Consider the following 15,181-nt stretch of genomic DNA (forward strand, 5'->3'; position numbering starts at 1 on the left):
TCTAACTATTTAATTGCGAACAGGATTCAGATTTTAGGCCAACCGGCCTAAAATCATCCTGTTCTGCGGCCCGACGCTAGAAAGGAAAGAGGGCGGAAGCATGGAAGAATGAGGCAATCGGAGCCCAAGAGATTTTGCTTGAAGCCTTTGCCAATTCGATTCAGGAAGAGCGGCCATGCAACTGATATCAAAAGCCAAAATCTGGTCGAAGTCACTGAAGCGTGACATCGTGGCGCTGTGGCTGGCCGCGCGTGACGCCCGCGTGCCGTGGTATGCCAAAGCGGTGGCTGGCGCGGTTGCGGCCTATGCGCTTTCACCCGTCGATCTCATCCCCGATTTCATTCCTGTGCTCGGCTATCTCGACGATCTCGTCATCGTTCCGCTCGGCATTTTGCTGGCGATCCGGCTCGTTCCGGCCCCAGTCATGAGCGAGCTTCGCGCGGAAGCCGCAAGGCGCATCGAGCGCCCCTCCGGCCGGGCCGGATTGATCTTCATCCTTGCCGTCTGGCTCGCCTGCATCATCTTCTTGGCTCTGGCATTACGCAAGCTGGCCTGACGGGCGGCAACAGGAACAGAGGAATGATGACGAAAAAAGCGATGACGATGGCCCTTGGCCTTACGATCCTTATCCTTGGATCGGAGGCGGCCAAGGCGGCAAGCTTCGATTGCGATGCGAAAGAATTGAAGCCGGACGAAAAAGCAATCTGCGACAACCGGGCACTCAACGATGCGGATGTCCGGATGGTCACCACCTTCGAGCTGCTCTCCGGGTTGATGGCCATGGGCTCGCGCGGAACATTGCAAGACGAACAGACGGCCTGGCTGAAGAAGCGGCAGGAATGCGGGGCAGATTCGGCCTGTATCAAGGCTGCCTATGACGAGCGGATGAAGCAGCTCGGCGAGACCTATAAAAACATCAACCGGCCGCTTTGAAAGCGGCCGGTCGCCAAAGCAACTGACTTTTAATCAGCAGGTCAAGACGCCTCAGCGGGCGTTCAGATCGCGCACGGCGCCGCGGTCAGCGCTCGTTGCGAAGGCGGCATAGGCCTTCAGCGCGGTGGTGACGTTGCGCTTGCGCACTTCAGTCGGCTGCCAGCCCTTGCCGTCCTGCTCGGTACGGCGGGCGGCGAGCTCAGCTTCTCCAACGCGCAGGCTGATCGTGCGGTTCGGGATGTCGATGTCGATCATGTCGCCTTCGCGCACGAGGCCGATCGTGCCGCCATTCGCCGCTTCCGGCGAGACATGGCCGATCGAGAGGCCGGAGGTGCCGCCGGAGAAGCGGCCGTCGGTGATCAGTGCGCACGCCTTGCCGAGGCCCTTCGACTTCAGATAGCTCGTCGGATAGAGCATTTCCTGCATGCCGGGGCCGCCCTTCGGGCCCTCGTAGCGGATGACGACGACGTCGCCGGCCTTGATCTCGTTGGCGAGGATCGCCTTGACGGAGGCGTCCTGGCTTTCAAAGACACGGGCGGGGCCTGAGAATTTCAAGATCGATTCATCGACGCCGGCGGTTTTGACGATGCAGCCGTCGATCGCAAGGTTGCCCTTGAGCACGGCAAGGCCGCCATCCTTGGAGAAGGGATGTTCGACCGAGCGGATGACGCCGTTCTGCCGGTCCGTATCGAGCTCGTCCCAGCGGGCCTCCTGGCTGAAGGCGACCTGGGTGGGGATGCCGCCGGGTGCGGCGCGATAGAAATTGCGGACGGTGTCGCTACTGGTGCGGGTGATGTCCCAGCGGTCGATCGCATCGCCCAGCGTCTCGGCATGCACGGTCGGGCAATCGCGGTTCAGCAGGCCGCCCTTTTCGAGTTCGCCGAGGATCGACATGATGCCGCCGGCGCGGTGGACGTCTTCCATATGCACGTCGCTCTTGGCGGGTGCTACCTTCGACAGGCACGGCACGCGGCGCGACAGCGCGTCGATATCGGTCATGGTGAAATCGACCTCGCCCTCATGGGCGGCGGCAAGGATGTGCAGAACCGTATTGGTCGAACCGCCCATGGCGATATCGAGCGCCATGGCGTTCTCGAAGGCCTGCTTGGAGGCGATGGTGCGCGGCAGCGCCTTGACGTCGTCCTGCTCGTAATAGCGGCGGGCGAGATCGACGATCAGGTGGCCGGCCTCGACGAAGAGGCGCTTGCGGTCTGCGTGGGTTGCGAGCGTCGAGCCGTTGCCGGGCAGCGACAGGCCGAGCGCCTCCGTCAGGCAGTTCATTGAGTTTGCGGTGAACATGCCGGAGCACGAACCGCAGGTCGGACAGGCGGAACGCTCGATGACCTTGACGTCTTCATCGGAGATCTTGTCGTCGGCGGCCGCAACCATGGCATCGACGAGATCGAGCGCATGAGTCTTGCCGTGCAGGACAACCTTGCCGGCTTCCATCGGGCCGCCCGAGACGAAGACGGTCGGGATATTGAGGCGCAGCGACGCCATCAGCATGCCGGGGGTGATCTTGTCGCAATTGGAGATGCAGACCATGGCGTCGGCGCAATGGGCATTGACCATATATTCGACGCTGTCGGCGATGAGCTCGCGCGAGGGCAGGGAATAAAGCATGCCGTCATGGCCCATGGCGATGCCGTCGTCGACGGCGATCGTGTTGAACTCCTTGGCGACACCGCCGGCCGCCTCGATCTCGCGGGCGACGAGCTGGCCGAGGTCCTTCAGGTGCACGTGGCCGGGCACGAACTGGGTAAAGGAATTCACCACCGCGATGATCGGCTTGCCGAAATCCGAATCCTTCATGCCCGTGGCGCGCCAAAGGCCGCGCGCGCCCGCCATGTTGCGGCCGTGGGTCGTGGTTCTGGAACGGTAAGCTGGCATCGGTATCTTCCTCGACGTATCGGAAATATCAGGCGAAGCGGGCGGCTGTGGAGCTTGCGGGCCAGGCAATCGCTGCTGTTTGGAATTGTCCTAATCCAATCGACGGAGGCTGTCACTACCGGGAAGGCCAAATCCGGTACGCCGCCGGATGAAGCAATACGACGCGCATCGATCATATACGGTTCGGCGGGACGTTTTGTTACAGCCTATTCCATCACAGGCGAACACAAAAAATTGGCTTCCCGTCGATCATATTCAAGGCATAGAGATTGATCCGAACATGCGGGCGGTTCGTTTAAGGACTATATTCGGAAAGCCGCCCAGGAGGTTTTGACATGCCGACCTATCGCCCACCAAAAATCGCTTCATCGGAAATCACGCCGCGCCAGGTCTATGTGCGCCGCCGCGAATTCCTGGGCGCTGCAGCGCTTGGCGCCATGGCGCTTTACGGCGCGGGAAAAGCGAGCGCGGCCGCGCTTTCCGCCGTGCAGAGCAAATACAAGGTCGACGAGAAGACGACGCCGCTCAAGGATGTGACGACCTACAACAACTTCTATGAGTTCGGCCTCGACAAAGGCGACCCCGCCGCTCTCTCCGGCGATTTCAAGCCGTTGCCCTGGACGGTCAAGGTCGACGGCATGGTCAACAAGCCGGGCACCTTCGACATCAAGGCGCTGATGAAGGAATTCCCGATCGAGGAGCGCACCTATCGGATGCGCTGCGTCGAGGCCTGGTCGATGGTCATCCCCTGGGACGGCTTTCCGCTGGCATCGCTGCTCGACAAGGTGGAGCCACTCGGCAGCGCCAAATACGTCGCCTTCGAAACGGTGGTGCGGCCGGAGGAAATGCCGGGGCAGAAGGGTCTCTTCCAGTCGCTCGACTGGCCCTATGTCGAAGGCCTGCGCCTCGACGAGGCGCGCCATCCGCTGACGCTGCTTGCCGTCGGGCTCTATGGCGAAATGCTGCCGAACCAGAACGGCGCGCCGATCCGCCTCGTCGTGCCCTGGAAATACGGCTTCAAGGGTATCAAGTCGATCGTCAGGATCACCCTCACCGACCAGCAGCCGAAGAACACCTGGCAGGTGACCAATCCGCAGGAATACGGCTTCTACGCCAACGTCAATCCAGCCGTCGACCATCCACGCTGGAGCCAGGCCACCGAACGGCGCATCGGCGAAAGCGGCTTCTTCGGAGCCAGCCGCCATCCCACCCTGCCCTTCAACGGCTATGCCGACGAGGTGGCGAGCCTTTATGCCGGCATGGATCTGAAGGCGAATTTCTGATGGCGGAACTGTCGCTCGCCATCCCGAAGCGCTGGCAAGCCGCCTCCGTCTGGCTGCTTTATGCCGTAGGCCTCGTGCCCGCCGCCTGGACCTTCTATCTCGGCGCGACCGATCAGCTCGGCGCCGATCCGGTCAAGACCTTCGAGCTCTTCCTCGGAATCTGGACGATCCGCTTCCTGATTTTGACGCTTGCCGTGTCCCCCGCCCGCGAGCTTTTCGGCTGGAATTATCTGCGCTATCGGCGCGCGCTCGGCCTGTTGACCTTCTACTATGCGCTGATGCACTTCACCGTCTACATGGTGCTCGACCAGGCGATGGATATCCAAGCGGTCATCAACGATGTGCTGAAGCGTCCCTTCATCATGTTCGGCATGGCCGGACTTGCGCTGCTTGCCCCGCTTGCGGCAACCTCCAACAATTTCTCGGTCCGCCGCCTCGGCAAGAACTGGACCTGGCTGCACCGCCTGGTCTACATCATCGCCGTCTGCGCGGCGCTGCACTTCGCGCTTTCGACCAAGATCCTCGATTTCGAGCAATATATCTATATCGGGCTGATCATCGCTCTCATCCTCTACCGCTCCTGGCGGCCGATCGCGCGCAGCCGGAAGAAAGGTCAAGGACGGCCGCGCGGCCGGCCGGTGGGATCATCAGCTTCGTGACGATCCGTTCAACGCCGCTCAGGCGATGATTGCCTGAGCGCGGGATCAAACGCACAGGCCACAACTATCCCGATGGCATATGCCAATATATTCCAAAGCGAGAAGACCCGCCCAAGCAGCAAGGCTCCGGGGGTCGTCAGCCGAAATGCATCGAGCCACGGTGTGTGATAGAGCCGGAAGAATTCAACGCAGATGGCAACGGCCAGCGCCAACGCCGCAATTGCTGCGGGCGGCACTCTCGCAATGAGAGCTGTCACGGCGAGCGCCAGCAGGACATAAACCATGGATCCCCAAAGCAGCGACCCACCATATTTGACGAGGAAGAAGGGCAGATCGGCTGCATAGCCGAAGCGCCTGAGCGCCAAACCGGAAAGGATGATGACGAACAGGGCCGCCAAGCGTTGGACTTGCATGCGCCCGAGCCGATTTGGAAGGACAGCTTTCACGTGCCGACTGCCGGCTGGTTGATCATTGCCTCGATATTGTAACCATCCGGATCGAGCACGAAGCAGGCGTAATAATCCGGCGTGTATTCCGGGCGTGGGCCGGGAGCGCCGTTATCCTCGCCGCCGGCTTCGAGCGCGGCGTGATGGAAGGCATCGACCTCGGCCTGGCTGCGAGCCCTGAAAGCGATGTGAATGTGGGTCAAGGGCGGCGGACCATCCGTCTGCTGGATCTCGAACAGGCAGCCATTGCCGATATCGAAGGCCCAGAAGATATTCTCCTTCCCGAAGGTCAGCCGATAACCCAACGGCAGGAACGCTTTCTCGTAGAAGAGCTTGCTCTTCGACAAATCGCTCACCGCGATGGTTATGTGATCGATCATGGCGCTGCTCACTCATCAAGAATGCGGGCAGAAACGAAAAAGCCGGGCGCAAGGCCCGGCTTTCTTGTCTTCCGAAATCGGAAAATCTTAGGCAGCGACGGCCTGCTCTTCGGCGGCGACGCGAGCCTTGTCGGCTGCGCCCTTGGCGTAGGTGTCGCGGTCAACGAATTCGATGACGGCCAAAGCGGCATTGTCGCCCTGACGGAAACCGGCCTTCATGATGCGCAGGTAGCCGCCGTTGCGGGTGGCGTAGCGCGTGGCGATCGTGTCGAACAGCTTCGAAACGACGGCGGCGTCGCGGATCTGAGAGATCGCCTGACGGCGAGCGTGCAGATCGCCGCGCTTGCCGAGCGTGACGAGCTTTTCGACGATCGGGCGGATTTCCTTGGCCTTCGGCAGGGTCGTAACGATCTGCTCGTGGGTGATCAGCGAAGCAGCCATGTTGGCGAACATCGCCTTACGGTGGCTTGCGGTTCTGTTCAGCTTGCGGCCGGCTTTTGCGTGGCGCATTGCTATTCTCCTTTAATGCAGTGCCCTTACTTCGTTACCGGGCCTGCCGTTTCCTGGCACATGCAGGCGATTTGCCTGCTGTTTGACGGGGAAAAGGCAGCCGATAGAGCCTGCCTTTTGTTTTCTCAGTACTGGTCTTCGTAACGCTTGGCGAGATCTTCGATGTTCTCGGGCGGCCATGCCGGCACTTCCATGCCGAGGTGCAGGCCCATGGAAGCGAGAACTTCCTTGATTTCGTTCAGCGACTTGCGACCAAAGTTCGGGGTGCGGAGCATTTCTGCTTCGGTCTTCTGAATGAGGTCGCCGATGTAGACGATGTTGTCGTTCTTCAGGCAGTTTGCCGAACGGACCGACAGTTCGAGTTCGTCCACCTTCTTGAGGAGAGCCGGGTTGAAAGCGAGTTCGGTGACTGCTTCCTCTTCGGTTTCCTTCTGCGGCTCGTCGAAGTTGACGAAAACGCCAAGCTGATCCTGCAGGATGCGCGCCGCGAAAGCGACGGCGTCTTCGCCGGTGATCGAGCCATCGGTTTCGATGGTCATGTTCAGCTTGTCGTAGTCGAGAACCTGTCCTTCGCGGGTATTTTCAACCTTGTAGGACACCTTCTTGACCGGCGAATAGAGGCTGTCGACCGGGATGAGGCCGATCGGAGCGTCTTCCGCACGATTGCGCTCGGCCGGAACGTAGCCCTTGCCGTTGTTGACGGTGAACTCCATGCGGATCTCGGCACCCTCGTCGAGCGTGCAGATGACATGCTCGGGGTTGAGGATTTCGATATCGCCGACCGTCTGGATGTCGCCAGCCGTGACAACGCCCGGGCCCTGCTTGCGCACGACCATGCGCTTTGCGTCGTCGCCATCCATCTTGATGGCGATTTCCTTGATGTTGAGCACGATGTCCGTCACGTCCTCGCGAACGCCCGGGATCGAGGAGAATTCATGCAGCACGCCGTCGATCTGCACCGCCGTGACGGCAGCACCGCGCAGCGAGGAGAGCAGAACGCGGCGCAGCGCGTTGCCGAGGGTGAGGCCGAAGCCGCGCTCCAGCGGTTCAGCAACGAGCGTCGCCCTGGTGCGCGAGCTCGAGGAGAACTCCACCTTGTTCGGCTTGATCAGTTCCTGCCAGTTCTTCTGAATCATGAGTTTGCCTTCCGTTCGTTGCCACCATCCAATCGTGGCAACCGAGCTTGAAAACCACCGGGAGCGCCAAGGCGCTCACCGGTGACGAGAGCGATGATCAGACGCGGCGCTTCTTGCGCGGACGGCAGCCATTGTGCGGGATCGGGGTCACGTCGCGGATGGACGTGATCATGAACCCTGCAGCCTGGAGCGCGCGCAGAGCCGATTCACGGCCGGAACCCGGGCCGCAGACTTCGACTTCCAGCGACTTCATGCCGTGCTCCTGGGCCTTCTTGGCGCAGTCTTCGGCAGCGATCTGGGCAGCAAACGGGGTCGACTTGCGCGAGCCCTTGAAGCCCTTGGCGCCGGCCGACGACCAGGCGATCGCATTGCCCTGCGCATCGGTGATGGTGATCATCGTGTTGTTGAAGGTCGAGTTGACGTGAGCGACACCCGACGAGATATTCTTACGCTCGCGACGGCGAACGCGGACGGCTTCCTTAGCCATGGTATTCCTTTCGTTGATCTCTTCACCGCCGTAATGCCAGCGGCTACACCGGAACGGCGCCTATACGGCCCCGCTCCAAACTCAAAAGAGGCCGGCGCAGACCGCCAGCCTCCCCACTCCGGTTTCCCGGAAATTACTTCTTCTTGCCAGCGATTGCCTTTGCCGGACCCTTGCGGGTGCGGGCATTGGTGTGCGTGCGCTGACCACGGACCGGAAGGCCGCGGCGGTGACGCAGGCCACGGTAGCAGCCGAGATCCATCAGGCGCTTGATGTTCATCGCGGTTTCGCGACGAAGATCACCCTCGACCTGATAGTCGCGGTCGATGGCTTCGCGGATCTGAAGGACTTCAGCGTCCGTCAGCTGATGCACACGGCGTTCAGCCGGGATACCGACCTTCTCGACGATTTCCTGTGCGAATTTCGGACCGATCCCGTGAATGTAGGTCAGCGCGATGACGACGCGCTTTGCAGTCGGGATGTTGACGCCAGCGATACGTGCCACGCCTGTTCTCCTTGCATTCCAGTTGCCATCCGGCAAGTGGGCTTCGTTATGCGGTCCTAGAACCGCCCGTTCAAATTTAGGTCCGCAACATGTCAAAACGACCGAACCCGGACTTCCCTGGGAAATCCGCGCCGATCGCATGGAATGTCGCGAGTTGGCGCGGTGTTTAGCGGAATCACTGCTGAAAAGCAACCGTTCCGCCAAGTTTTATTTTCAAAGCCTTAAAGCTCGGAAAGAATGGCTTCGACCTCGGCGGTGACCTGATCGATCTCCGCCATCCCGTCGACGGACCTGAGTTTGCCCTTGGCATAGTAATAGCCGATCAGCGGCGAGGTTTCCTTGTAGTAGACCTCGAGACGCTTGATCATCGTCTCCGCGTTGTCGTCAGGACGACGCTTGAAGTGAGTCGAACCGCACTTGTCGCATACGCCTTCCTCGACCGGGACCTTGTCCGTGTCATGATAGACAGTGCCGCACTGAGCGCAGGTGTAACGGCCGTCCACGCGGCGGACGAGTTCCTGGTCGTCGACGCGAAGCTCGATAACCACCGAAAGGCCGAGTCCCTTGGCTCTGAGCATCGCCTCGGTGGCATCCGCCTGGACCAGCGTCCTCGGAAAGCCATCGAGAATGAAACCGTTGGCGCAATCGGGCTGATCGATTCGCTCCGAGACGATGGCGATGACGATCTCATCCGAGACCAGCTTGCCGGCGTCCATCACCGCCTTGGCGCGCTTGCCGACTTCCGTGCCGGCATTCACCGCCGCACGCAGCATATCACCCGTGGAAAGCTGCGGAATGCCGTGCTTTTCCACGATCCGCTGGGCCTGGGTTCCCTTGCCCGCGCCCGGCGGCCCCAAAAGGATAAGTCTCATCGCCCCCTCTTTCCTCCACGCAACTTCGATTTCTTGATCAGGCCTTCGTATTGCTGCGCGATCAGGTGACCCTGGATCTGTGCAACCGTATCAAGAGTTACGCTAACCACGATCAAAAGCGAAGTCCCACCAAGGGATAATGGAATGCCGGTTTGCGACACCAGAATCTCCGGGAGGATGCAGACGAAGACCAGATAGATCGCGCCGATGACCGTGATGCGGGTCAGCACGTAGTCGATATACTCGGCGGTGCGCTCACCCGGACGGATACCGGGAATGAAGCCGCCATGCTTCTTCAAATTGTCGGCCGTGTCCTTCGGATTGAAGACGATGGCCGTATAGAAGAAGGCGAAGAAGGCGATCAGCGCCGCATATAGCACCATATAGAGCGGCTGGCCGTGGCCGAGCGCCGCAACGATCGATGTCGCCCAAGCGGGCATCGCCGTGGTATTGGCAAAGCCCGCGACCGTCGCCGGCAGAAGCAGCAGCGAGGATGCGAAGATCGCCGGAATGACGCCGGAGGTGTTCAGCTTCAGCGGCAGGTGCGAGGTATCGCCCTGGAACATGCGGTTGCCGACCTGACGCTTCGGATACTGGATCAGCAGCCGGCGCTGGGCGCGCTCGACGAAGACGATGATGCCGATGACGGCGATCGCGACGACGATGACCAGCAGGATGAGGCCGGTCGACAGCGCGCCGGTGCGGCCGAGTTCGAGGGTGCCGGCAAGAGCGCCCGGAAGGCCGGCCGCGATGCCGGCGAAGATGATTAGCGAAATGCCGTTGCCGATGCCGCGCGAGGTGACCTGTTCACCGAGCCACATCAGGAACATCGTACCGCCGAGCAGCGTCAGGACGGTGGATACGCGGAAGAACCAGCCCGGATCGACGACCAGCCCCTGCCCGCTCTCGAGACCGGCGGCGATGCCGTAAGCCTGCAGCGCGCCCAGAATCACGGTGCCGTAGCGGGTGTACTGGTTGATGATCTTGCGGCCCTGCTCGCCTTCCTTCTTCAGGTTTTCGAGCGCCGGCACGACCGAGGTCATGAGCTGAACGATGATCGAGGCCGAGATATAGGGCATGATGCCGAGCGCGAAAATCGCCATGCGCTCGACAGCGCCGCCCGAGAACATGTTGAAGAGGCCGAGGATGCCGCCTGCCTGGCCGCGGAAAGCCTGGGCATAGGCTTCGGGATTGAGACCCGGAAGCGGAATATGGGTGCCGAGCCTGTAAACGAGGAGAGCTGCCAGTGTGAACCACAAGCGCTTCTTCAAATCCTCGGCTTTGGCAAAGGTCGAAAAATTGAGGTTGGATGCCAATTGTTCCGCTGCAGAAGCCATGCGTTTCTCCGCGCTACCAATTCCGGCGTCTCTGGGGAAAGGCCGGCCCGGAATCAGTATGAAAATTATTCAAAACCGGGTTCAGTACGGATTGCAGCGCAACCCCATGCCTCACCCTTGTTTTAATCCTACCGGCATAACGCGGGCGCGTCAGCCAACATTTTGTGAGGCCCACATATGGGAGCAAAATCGCCCGGTGTGAAGCACCCCGGGCGACATATCATCAGATTATTACTCGGCTGCTGCAGGAGCCGAAAGCAGCGTCACCTTGCCGCCGGCCTTTTCGATCTTCTCGACGGCGGGCTTGGAAGCGCCTGCAACTTCGAGCGTGATCTTGGCCTTGAGCTCGCCATCGGCGAGAACGCGAACGCCGTCCTTGGCGCGGCGGATGACGCCGGCGGCCTTGAGGGCAGCTGCATCAACGGTTGCCTTCGCGTCCAGCTTGCCGGCATCGACGGCGGCCTGGATGCGGGCCAGCGATACGACGACGTAATCGGCTGCGAAGATGTTGTTGAAGCCGCGCTTCGGCAGGCGACGATAGATCGGCATCTGGCCGCCTTCGAAGCCGTTGATGGCGACGCCGGAACGGGACTTCTGACCCTTTACACCGCGACCGGCAGTCTTGCCGGAGCCAGAGCCGATACCGCGGCCGAGGCGCTTACGGGCGTGGGTAGAGCCCTCATTGTCCTTGATTTCATTGAGTTTCATGAGCGTTTCCTCCGTCTCACTTCTCGTCGACGACGCGAACGAGATGCTGGACAGCACGGATCATGCCACGAACTGAAGGAGTATCCTCCAGCGTGCGGCGACGGTGCATCTTGTTCAGTCCGAGACCGATCAGCGTGCGCTGCTGGACGTCCGGACGGCGAATCGGGCTGCCGATCTGTTCGATCGTGACAGTCTTCGCTTCAGCCTTCTTGGTAGCCTTGGCCATTGGTCAGCTCCTCTTATTCTTCAGAGGCGTTGCCGGAGGCGGCACGGCGAGCCTGGAGCGTTGCATACTTGATGCCGCGCTGAGCTGCGATGTCCTTCGGGTGAACCTGGTGCTTCAGAGCGTCGAAGGTGGCGCGAACCATGTTGTAGGGGTTCGACGAACCGGTCGACTTGGCGACGACGTCGTGCATGCCGAGCGTTTCGAAAACGGCGCGCATCGGACCGCCGGCGATGATGCCGGTACCGACCTTGGCCGAGCGCAGCAGAACCTTGCCGGCGCCGTGGCGGCCATGAACGTCGTGATGCAGCGTACGGCCGTCACGCAGCGGTACGAAAATCAGTTCGCGCTTGGCGGCTTCGGTCGCCTTGCGGATGGCTTCCGGCACTTCGCGTGCCTTGCCATGGCCGAAGCCGACGCGGCCCTTCTGGTCGCCGACGACGACGAGTGCTGCGAAACCAAAACGACGGCCGCCCTTGACGACCTTGGCGACGCGGTTGATCGCGACAAGCTTGTCGACGAATTCGCTATCGCGCTCTTCACGGCTCTGGCGGTCTTCCCGCTGCGGCCTTCTTTCCTGTGCCATTGTCCTCTTCCTTTTTCTTTTCCGGGTGCAATCGGCAAACAAATGAGGACCGCATCAGCCTCCCCTCTCGGAGAGTGCCTGCGGTCCGGCGAAAATCCGGCCGGCGCCAAAAGCTCCGGCCGGAAACTGATCAGAAGGTGAGACCGCCTTCGCGGGCTGCATCGGCAAGAGCCTTGATGCGGCCGTGATAGATGAAGGCGCCACGGTCGAACACGACCTCGGTGACGCCCGCCTTCGAAGCGCGCTCTGCAACGAGCTTGCCGACGAGGGCAGCCGCTGCGGTGTCAGCACCGGTCTTCAGAGAACCGCGCAGATCCTTATCGAGGGTCGATGCAGCGGCAAGCGTCTTGCCGGCGACATCGTCGATAACCTGAGCGTAGATGTTCTTCGAGGAGCGATGAACCGACAGGCGCGGACGGCCGTTGGCCACCGACTTGAGATGACGGCGCACGCGGTTGGCACGACGTGCAAGTGCTTCTTTCCTGCTAGCCATTTCGCGTGATCCTTACTTCTTCTTGCCTTCTTTGCGGACGATCCGCTCGTCAGCGTACTTGACGCCCTTGCCTTTGTAAGGCTCAGGACCGCGATATTCGCGGATTTCGGCGGCGACCTGACCGACCTGCTGCTTATTGATGCCGGAGACAACAATTTCAGTCGGCTTCGGAACGGCGATTGTGATGCCGACCGGCGGCTCATAGATCACGTCGTGGCTGAAGCCGAGGGCCAGCTGCAGGTTCTTGCCCTGCAGGGAGGCACGGTAACCGACGCCGTTGATTTCGAGCTTGCGCTCGAAGCCGTCCTTGACGCCCTTGAAGATGCCTTCGATCATCGTGCGGGACATGCCCCACTTCGAACGTGCATCCTTGGACTGGTTCACGGGCGTCACGACGACCGCGTTGTTTTCGAGCTTGAGGCTGATTTCGTCGTTAGCGACGAAGAACAGCTCGCCCTTCGGGCCCTTTGCAGTAACCTTCTGGCCATCGACCGTAGCCGTGATCCCAGCAGGCACCTGAACGGGCTTTTTACCGATACGAGACATGTTTCAATCCTGTCTGTTCGCTATGGAGATCCCTGCCCGATCTTAGAAGACCGAGCAAAGAACCTCGCCACCAACGTTCTGTTCGCGAGCCTGGTGATCGGCCATCACGCCCTTCGGGGTCGAAAGGATGGTGATGCCGAGACCGTTCGCGACCTGCGGAATGGACTTGACCGAGACATAAACCCGGCGGCCCGGCTTGGACACACGGCCGATCTCACGGATCACCGATGCGCCTTCATAATATTTCAGCTCGATGCTGAGTTCCGACTTGCCGTTGCCGAAATCGACAACGGAGTAGCCACGGATGTAGCCTTCGGACTGCAGGACATCAAGAACACGTGCACGGAGCTTGGACGCAGGCGTCGAGACCGACGACTTGCGGCGGGAAGCGCCGTTACGGATACGGGTGAGCATATCGCCCAACGGATCAGTCATTGTCATCTAACCTGCTCCTTACCAGCTCGACTTGACGATGCCCGGCACCTTGCCGAGATTGCCCAGTTCACGCAGCGCAATACGCGACATGCGCAGTTTGCGGTAATATGCGCGCGGACGCCCCGAAACTTCGCAACGGTTGCGAATACGGGTCTTCGATCCATCACGCGGCAGGGATGCCAGCTTGATCGAGGCCTTGAACCGCTCTTCGATCGGAAGAGCCTGGTTCATGATGATCGCCTTCAACGCAGCCCGCTTAGCGGCCTGGTTGGCGACCGTAGTACGGCGGCGCTTGTTCTTTTCAACTGCGCTTGTCTTCGCCATGTCAGGTTCCTTTTCTACGCTCGTCGTTACGGTTATTGACGGAACGGGAAGCTGAACTCTTTCAGAAGAGCCCGTGCTTCGTCGTCGGTCGTCGCCGTCGTGCAAACGATGATGTCCATGCCCCACATCTGATCAACCTTGTCGTAGTTGATTTCAGGGAACACAATGTGCTCCTTGATGCCCATGGCGAAGTTGCCACGGCCGTCAAAGCTCTTCGGGTTCAGGCCGCGGAAGTCGCGAACGCGCGGGAGCGCGATGTTCACGAGACGGTCCAGGAACTCGTACATGCGGGCGCCGCGCAGGGTGACCTTGGCGCCGATCGGCATCTGTTCGCGGACCTTGAAGCCTGCGATAGAGTTGCGTGCACGGGTGATGACCGGCTTCTGGCCGGCGATCGCTGCGAGGTCGGCGGCAGCTACCGTCGGCTTCTTCGAGTCAGCGGTCGCTTCGCCGACACCCATGTTGATCACGATCTTGTCGAGCTTCGGGATCATCATCTCGTTGGCGTAGGAGAACTGCTCCTGCATCGCCTTGCGGATGCGCTCGACATATTCCTTCTTGAGCCGCGGCTCGTATTTTGCCTCAGCCATCGATCACTTCTCCAGAACGCTTGGCCACACGGACCTTCTTGCCGTCAACGACCTTGAAACCGACGCGGGTCGGCTTTCCGTCCTTGTCGACGATTGCAATGTTCGACAGGTGAACCGGGGCTTCCTTGTTGATGATGCCGGCTTCCTGGTTCTGCGTCTGGCGCTGATGGCGCTTCACGACGTTGACACCACGGACGACCGCACGATCTTCCTTCGGCATGACCTGAACAACTTCGCCGGTGCGGCCCTTGTCCTTGCCAGCGAGCATGACGACCTTGTCGCCTTTACGAATCTTCTGCATCGCTTCGCTCCTTACAGTACTTCGGGAGCCAGCGAGATGATCTTCATGTGGTTCTTGGCGCGAAGTTCGCGCGGAACCGGTCCGAAGATACGGGTGCCGATCGGCTCTTTCTTGTTGTCGATGAGGACTGCTGCGTTGGTGTCGAAGCGGATGACGGAGCCATCCGGACGACGGATGTCCTTGGCGGTGCGAACGACAACCGCCTTCATCACGTCACCCTTCTTCACGCGGCCGCGCGGGATCGCTTCCTTGATCGAAACGACGATGACGTCGCCGATCGAGGCATACTTGCGCTTCGAGCCGCCCAGCACCTTGATGCACATGACACGACGTGCGCCGGAATTATCCGCGACGTCGAGGTTTGTTTGCATCTGAATCATATCAGGTCGCCTTCTTGGTTTACCGGAATGGTTGGGCTAGCCCCCTACTCCGGCTTATGAAAATGTCCGCCGGCCAGCCTGCCATGACGGCAAGCAGAACGCGGCAATAGCTGAATAGCGCGGGGTCGATCGTGCCAGGGTGGTTTCCCGAACGGGACCT

The 15,181-nt window shown here is 60.6% G+C and carries 23 protein-coding genes; 4 read left to right on the top strand and 19 right to left on the bottom strand.

The window, feature by feature from the left end; translation table 11 throughout:
- Nucleotides 1–175: 175 nt before the first annotated feature.
- Both ATY77_RS14185 and ATY77_RS14190 read left to right on the top strand, forming a co-directional pair.
- Nucleotides 176–556: a DUF1232 domain-containing protein gene (locus ATY77_RS14185; RefSeq protein ID WP_088687866.1), complete on the top strand. Its 381-nt coding sequence runs from the start codon at nt 176–178 to the stop codon at nt 554–556.
- A 23-nt stretch (nt 557–579) separates the two neighbouring features.
- Nucleotides 580–933, top strand: a complete 354-nt coding sequence (locus ATY77_RS14190; RefSeq protein WP_088687867.1) for a lysozyme inhibitor LprI family protein — start codon at nt 580–582, stop codon at nt 931–933.
- A gap of 51 nt (nt 934–984) precedes the next feature.
- On the opposite strand, the gene ilvD is transcribed toward ATY77_RS14190, so the two are convergent.
- Nucleotides 985–2,823 carry a dihydroxy-acid dehydratase gene (gene ilvD, locus ATY77_RS14195; protein WP_088687868.1) on the bottom strand — a complete coding sequence of 613 codons (1,839 nt, stop codon included), beginning with the start codon at nt 2,821–2,823 and terminating at the stop codon, nt 985–987.
- A 335-nt stretch (nt 2,824–3,158) separates the two neighbouring features.
- Between ilvD and msrP the strand changes: the two genes are divergently transcribed.
- Nucleotides 3,159–4,106 (top strand): protein-methionine-sulfoxide reductase catalytic subunit MsrP, encoded by a 948-nt coding sequence (gene msrP, locus ATY77_RS14200; protein ID WP_088687869.1) that lies wholly within the window; start codon nt 3,159–3,161, stop codon nt 4,104–4,106.
- Complete coding sequence (gene msrQ / locus ATY77_RS14205) at nt 4,106–4,765, top strand: protein-methionine-sulfoxide reductase heme-binding subunit MsrQ (RefSeq protein ID WP_088687870.1); 660 nt, start codon at nt 4,106–4,108, stop codon at nt 4,763–4,765. Before msrP ends, msrQ begins: the two co-directional genes overlap by 1 nt.
- Nucleotides 4,766–4,773: 8 nt before the next feature.
- On the opposite strand, the gene ATY77_RS14210 is transcribed toward msrQ, so the two are convergent.
- The 18 genes from ATY77_RS14210 to rplN form a co-directional block, all read right to left on the bottom strand.
- Nucleotides 4,774–5,178, bottom strand: coding sequence for a DUF2809 domain-containing protein (locus ATY77_RS14210; protein ID WP_088687871.1), 405 nt, complete (start codon nt 5,176–5,178; stop codon nt 4,774–4,776).
- Nucleotides 5,179–5,207: 29 nt separating this feature from the next.
- Entirely contained in the window at nt 5,208–5,591 is a 384-nt protein-coding gene (locus ATY77_RS14215) for a VOC family protein (RefSeq protein WP_088687872.1), read from the bottom strand.
- Nucleotides 5,592–5,678: 87 nt separating this feature from the next.
- Nucleotides 5,679–6,101, bottom strand: coding sequence for a 50S ribosomal protein L17 (rplQ, locus tag ATY77_RS14220; protein WP_088677329.1), 423 nt, complete (start codon nt 6,099–6,101; stop codon nt 5,679–5,681).
- Nucleotides 6,102–6,226: 125 nt separating this feature from the next.
- A complete protein-coding gene (locus ATY77_RS14225; protein ID WP_003547579.1) occupies nt 6,227–7,237 on the bottom strand; it encodes a DNA-directed RNA polymerase subunit alpha in 1,011 nt (336 codons plus the stop codon).
- A 97-nt stretch (nt 7,238–7,334) separates the two neighbouring features.
- Nucleotides 7,335–7,724, bottom strand: coding sequence for a 30S ribosomal protein S11 (rpsK, locus tag ATY77_RS14230; protein WP_003547577.1), 390 nt, complete (start codon nt 7,722–7,724; stop codon nt 7,335–7,337).
- A 133-nt stretch (nt 7,725–7,857) separates the two neighbouring features.
- Complete coding sequence (gene rpsM / locus ATY77_RS14235) at nt 7,858–8,226, bottom strand: 30S ribosomal protein S13 (RefSeq protein ID WP_008521297.1); 369 nt, start codon at nt 8,224–8,226, stop codon at nt 7,858–7,860.
- Nucleotides 8,227–8,447: 221 nt separating this feature from the next.
- On the bottom strand, nt 8,448–9,098 hold the full coding sequence (locus ATY77_RS14240; protein WP_088687873.1) for an adenylate kinase: 651 nt from the start codon (nt 9,096–9,098) through the stop codon (nt 8,448–8,450).
- Complete coding sequence (gene secY / locus ATY77_RS14245) at nt 9,095–10,435, bottom strand: preprotein translocase subunit SecY (protein ID WP_088687874.1); 1,341 nt, start codon at nt 10,433–10,435, stop codon at nt 9,095–9,097. The genes ATY77_RS14240 and secY overlap by 4 nt, the downstream gene beginning before the upstream one ends.
- A gap of 231 nt (nt 10,436–10,666) precedes the next feature.
- Entirely contained in the window at nt 10,667–11,143 is a 477-nt protein-coding gene (gene rplO, locus ATY77_RS14250) for a 50S ribosomal protein L15 (RefSeq protein ID WP_088677326.1), read from the bottom strand.
- 16 nt (nt 11,144–11,159) lie between these two features.
- Nucleotides 11,160–11,369 carry a 50S ribosomal protein L30 gene (gene rpmD, locus ATY77_RS14255; RefSeq protein WP_003547566.1) on the bottom strand — a complete coding sequence of 70 codons (210 nt, stop codon included), beginning with the start codon at nt 11,367–11,369 and terminating at the stop codon, nt 11,160–11,162.
- Nucleotides 11,370–11,382: 13 nt separating this feature from the next.
- Nucleotides 11,383–11,952, bottom strand: coding sequence for a 30S ribosomal protein S5 (gene rpsE, locus ATY77_RS14260; RefSeq protein WP_088677325.1), 570 nt, complete (start codon nt 11,950–11,952; stop codon nt 11,383–11,385).
- Nucleotides 11,953–12,082: 130 nt separating this feature from the next.
- Nucleotides 12,083–12,445, bottom strand: coding sequence for a 50S ribosomal protein L18 (gene rplR / locus ATY77_RS14265; RefSeq protein ID WP_003573785.1), 363 nt, complete (start codon nt 12,443–12,445; stop codon nt 12,083–12,085).
- Between the two features lie 12 nt (nt 12,446–12,457).
- Nucleotides 12,458–12,991, bottom strand: a complete 534-nt coding sequence (gene rplF / locus ATY77_RS14270; RefSeq protein WP_088687875.1) for a 50S ribosomal protein L6 — start codon at nt 12,989–12,991, stop codon at nt 12,458–12,460.
- Nucleotides 12,992–13,033: 42 nt separating this feature from the next.
- Entirely contained in the window at nt 13,034–13,432 is a 399-nt protein-coding gene (gene rpsH, locus ATY77_RS14275; protein ID WP_003547562.1) for a 30S ribosomal protein S8, read from the bottom strand.
- Between the two features lie 12 nt (nt 13,433–13,444).
- Nucleotides 13,445–13,750, bottom strand: a complete 306-nt coding sequence (gene rpsN, locus ATY77_RS14280) for a 30S ribosomal protein S14 (RefSeq protein ID WP_003573787.1) — start codon at nt 13,748–13,750, stop codon at nt 13,445–13,447.
- 32 nt (nt 13,751–13,782) lie between these two features.
- Complete coding sequence (rplE, locus tag ATY77_RS14285; protein ID WP_003573788.1) at nt 13,783–14,340, bottom strand: 50S ribosomal protein L5; 558 nt, start codon at nt 14,338–14,340, stop codon at nt 13,783–13,785.
- Nucleotides 14,333–14,641, bottom strand: coding sequence for a 50S ribosomal protein L24 (rplX, locus tag ATY77_RS14290; protein ID WP_088677323.1), 309 nt, complete (start codon nt 14,639–14,641; stop codon nt 14,333–14,335). The genes rplE and rplX overlap by 8 nt, the downstream gene beginning before the upstream one ends.
- 11 nt (nt 14,642–14,652) lie before the next feature.
- Nucleotides 14,653–15,021 (bottom strand): 50S ribosomal protein L14, encoded by a 369-nt coding sequence (gene rplN, locus ATY77_RS14295; RefSeq protein WP_003573790.1) that lies wholly within the window; start codon nt 15,019–15,021, stop codon nt 14,653–14,655.
- Between the last annotated feature and the right edge of the window lie 160 nt (nt 15,022–15,181).

It is taken from the genome of Rhizobium sp. R634 (assembly GCF_002211305.1).
Lineage (GTDB): Bacteria > Pseudomonadota > Alphaproteobacteria > Rhizobiales > Rhizobiaceae > Rhizobium.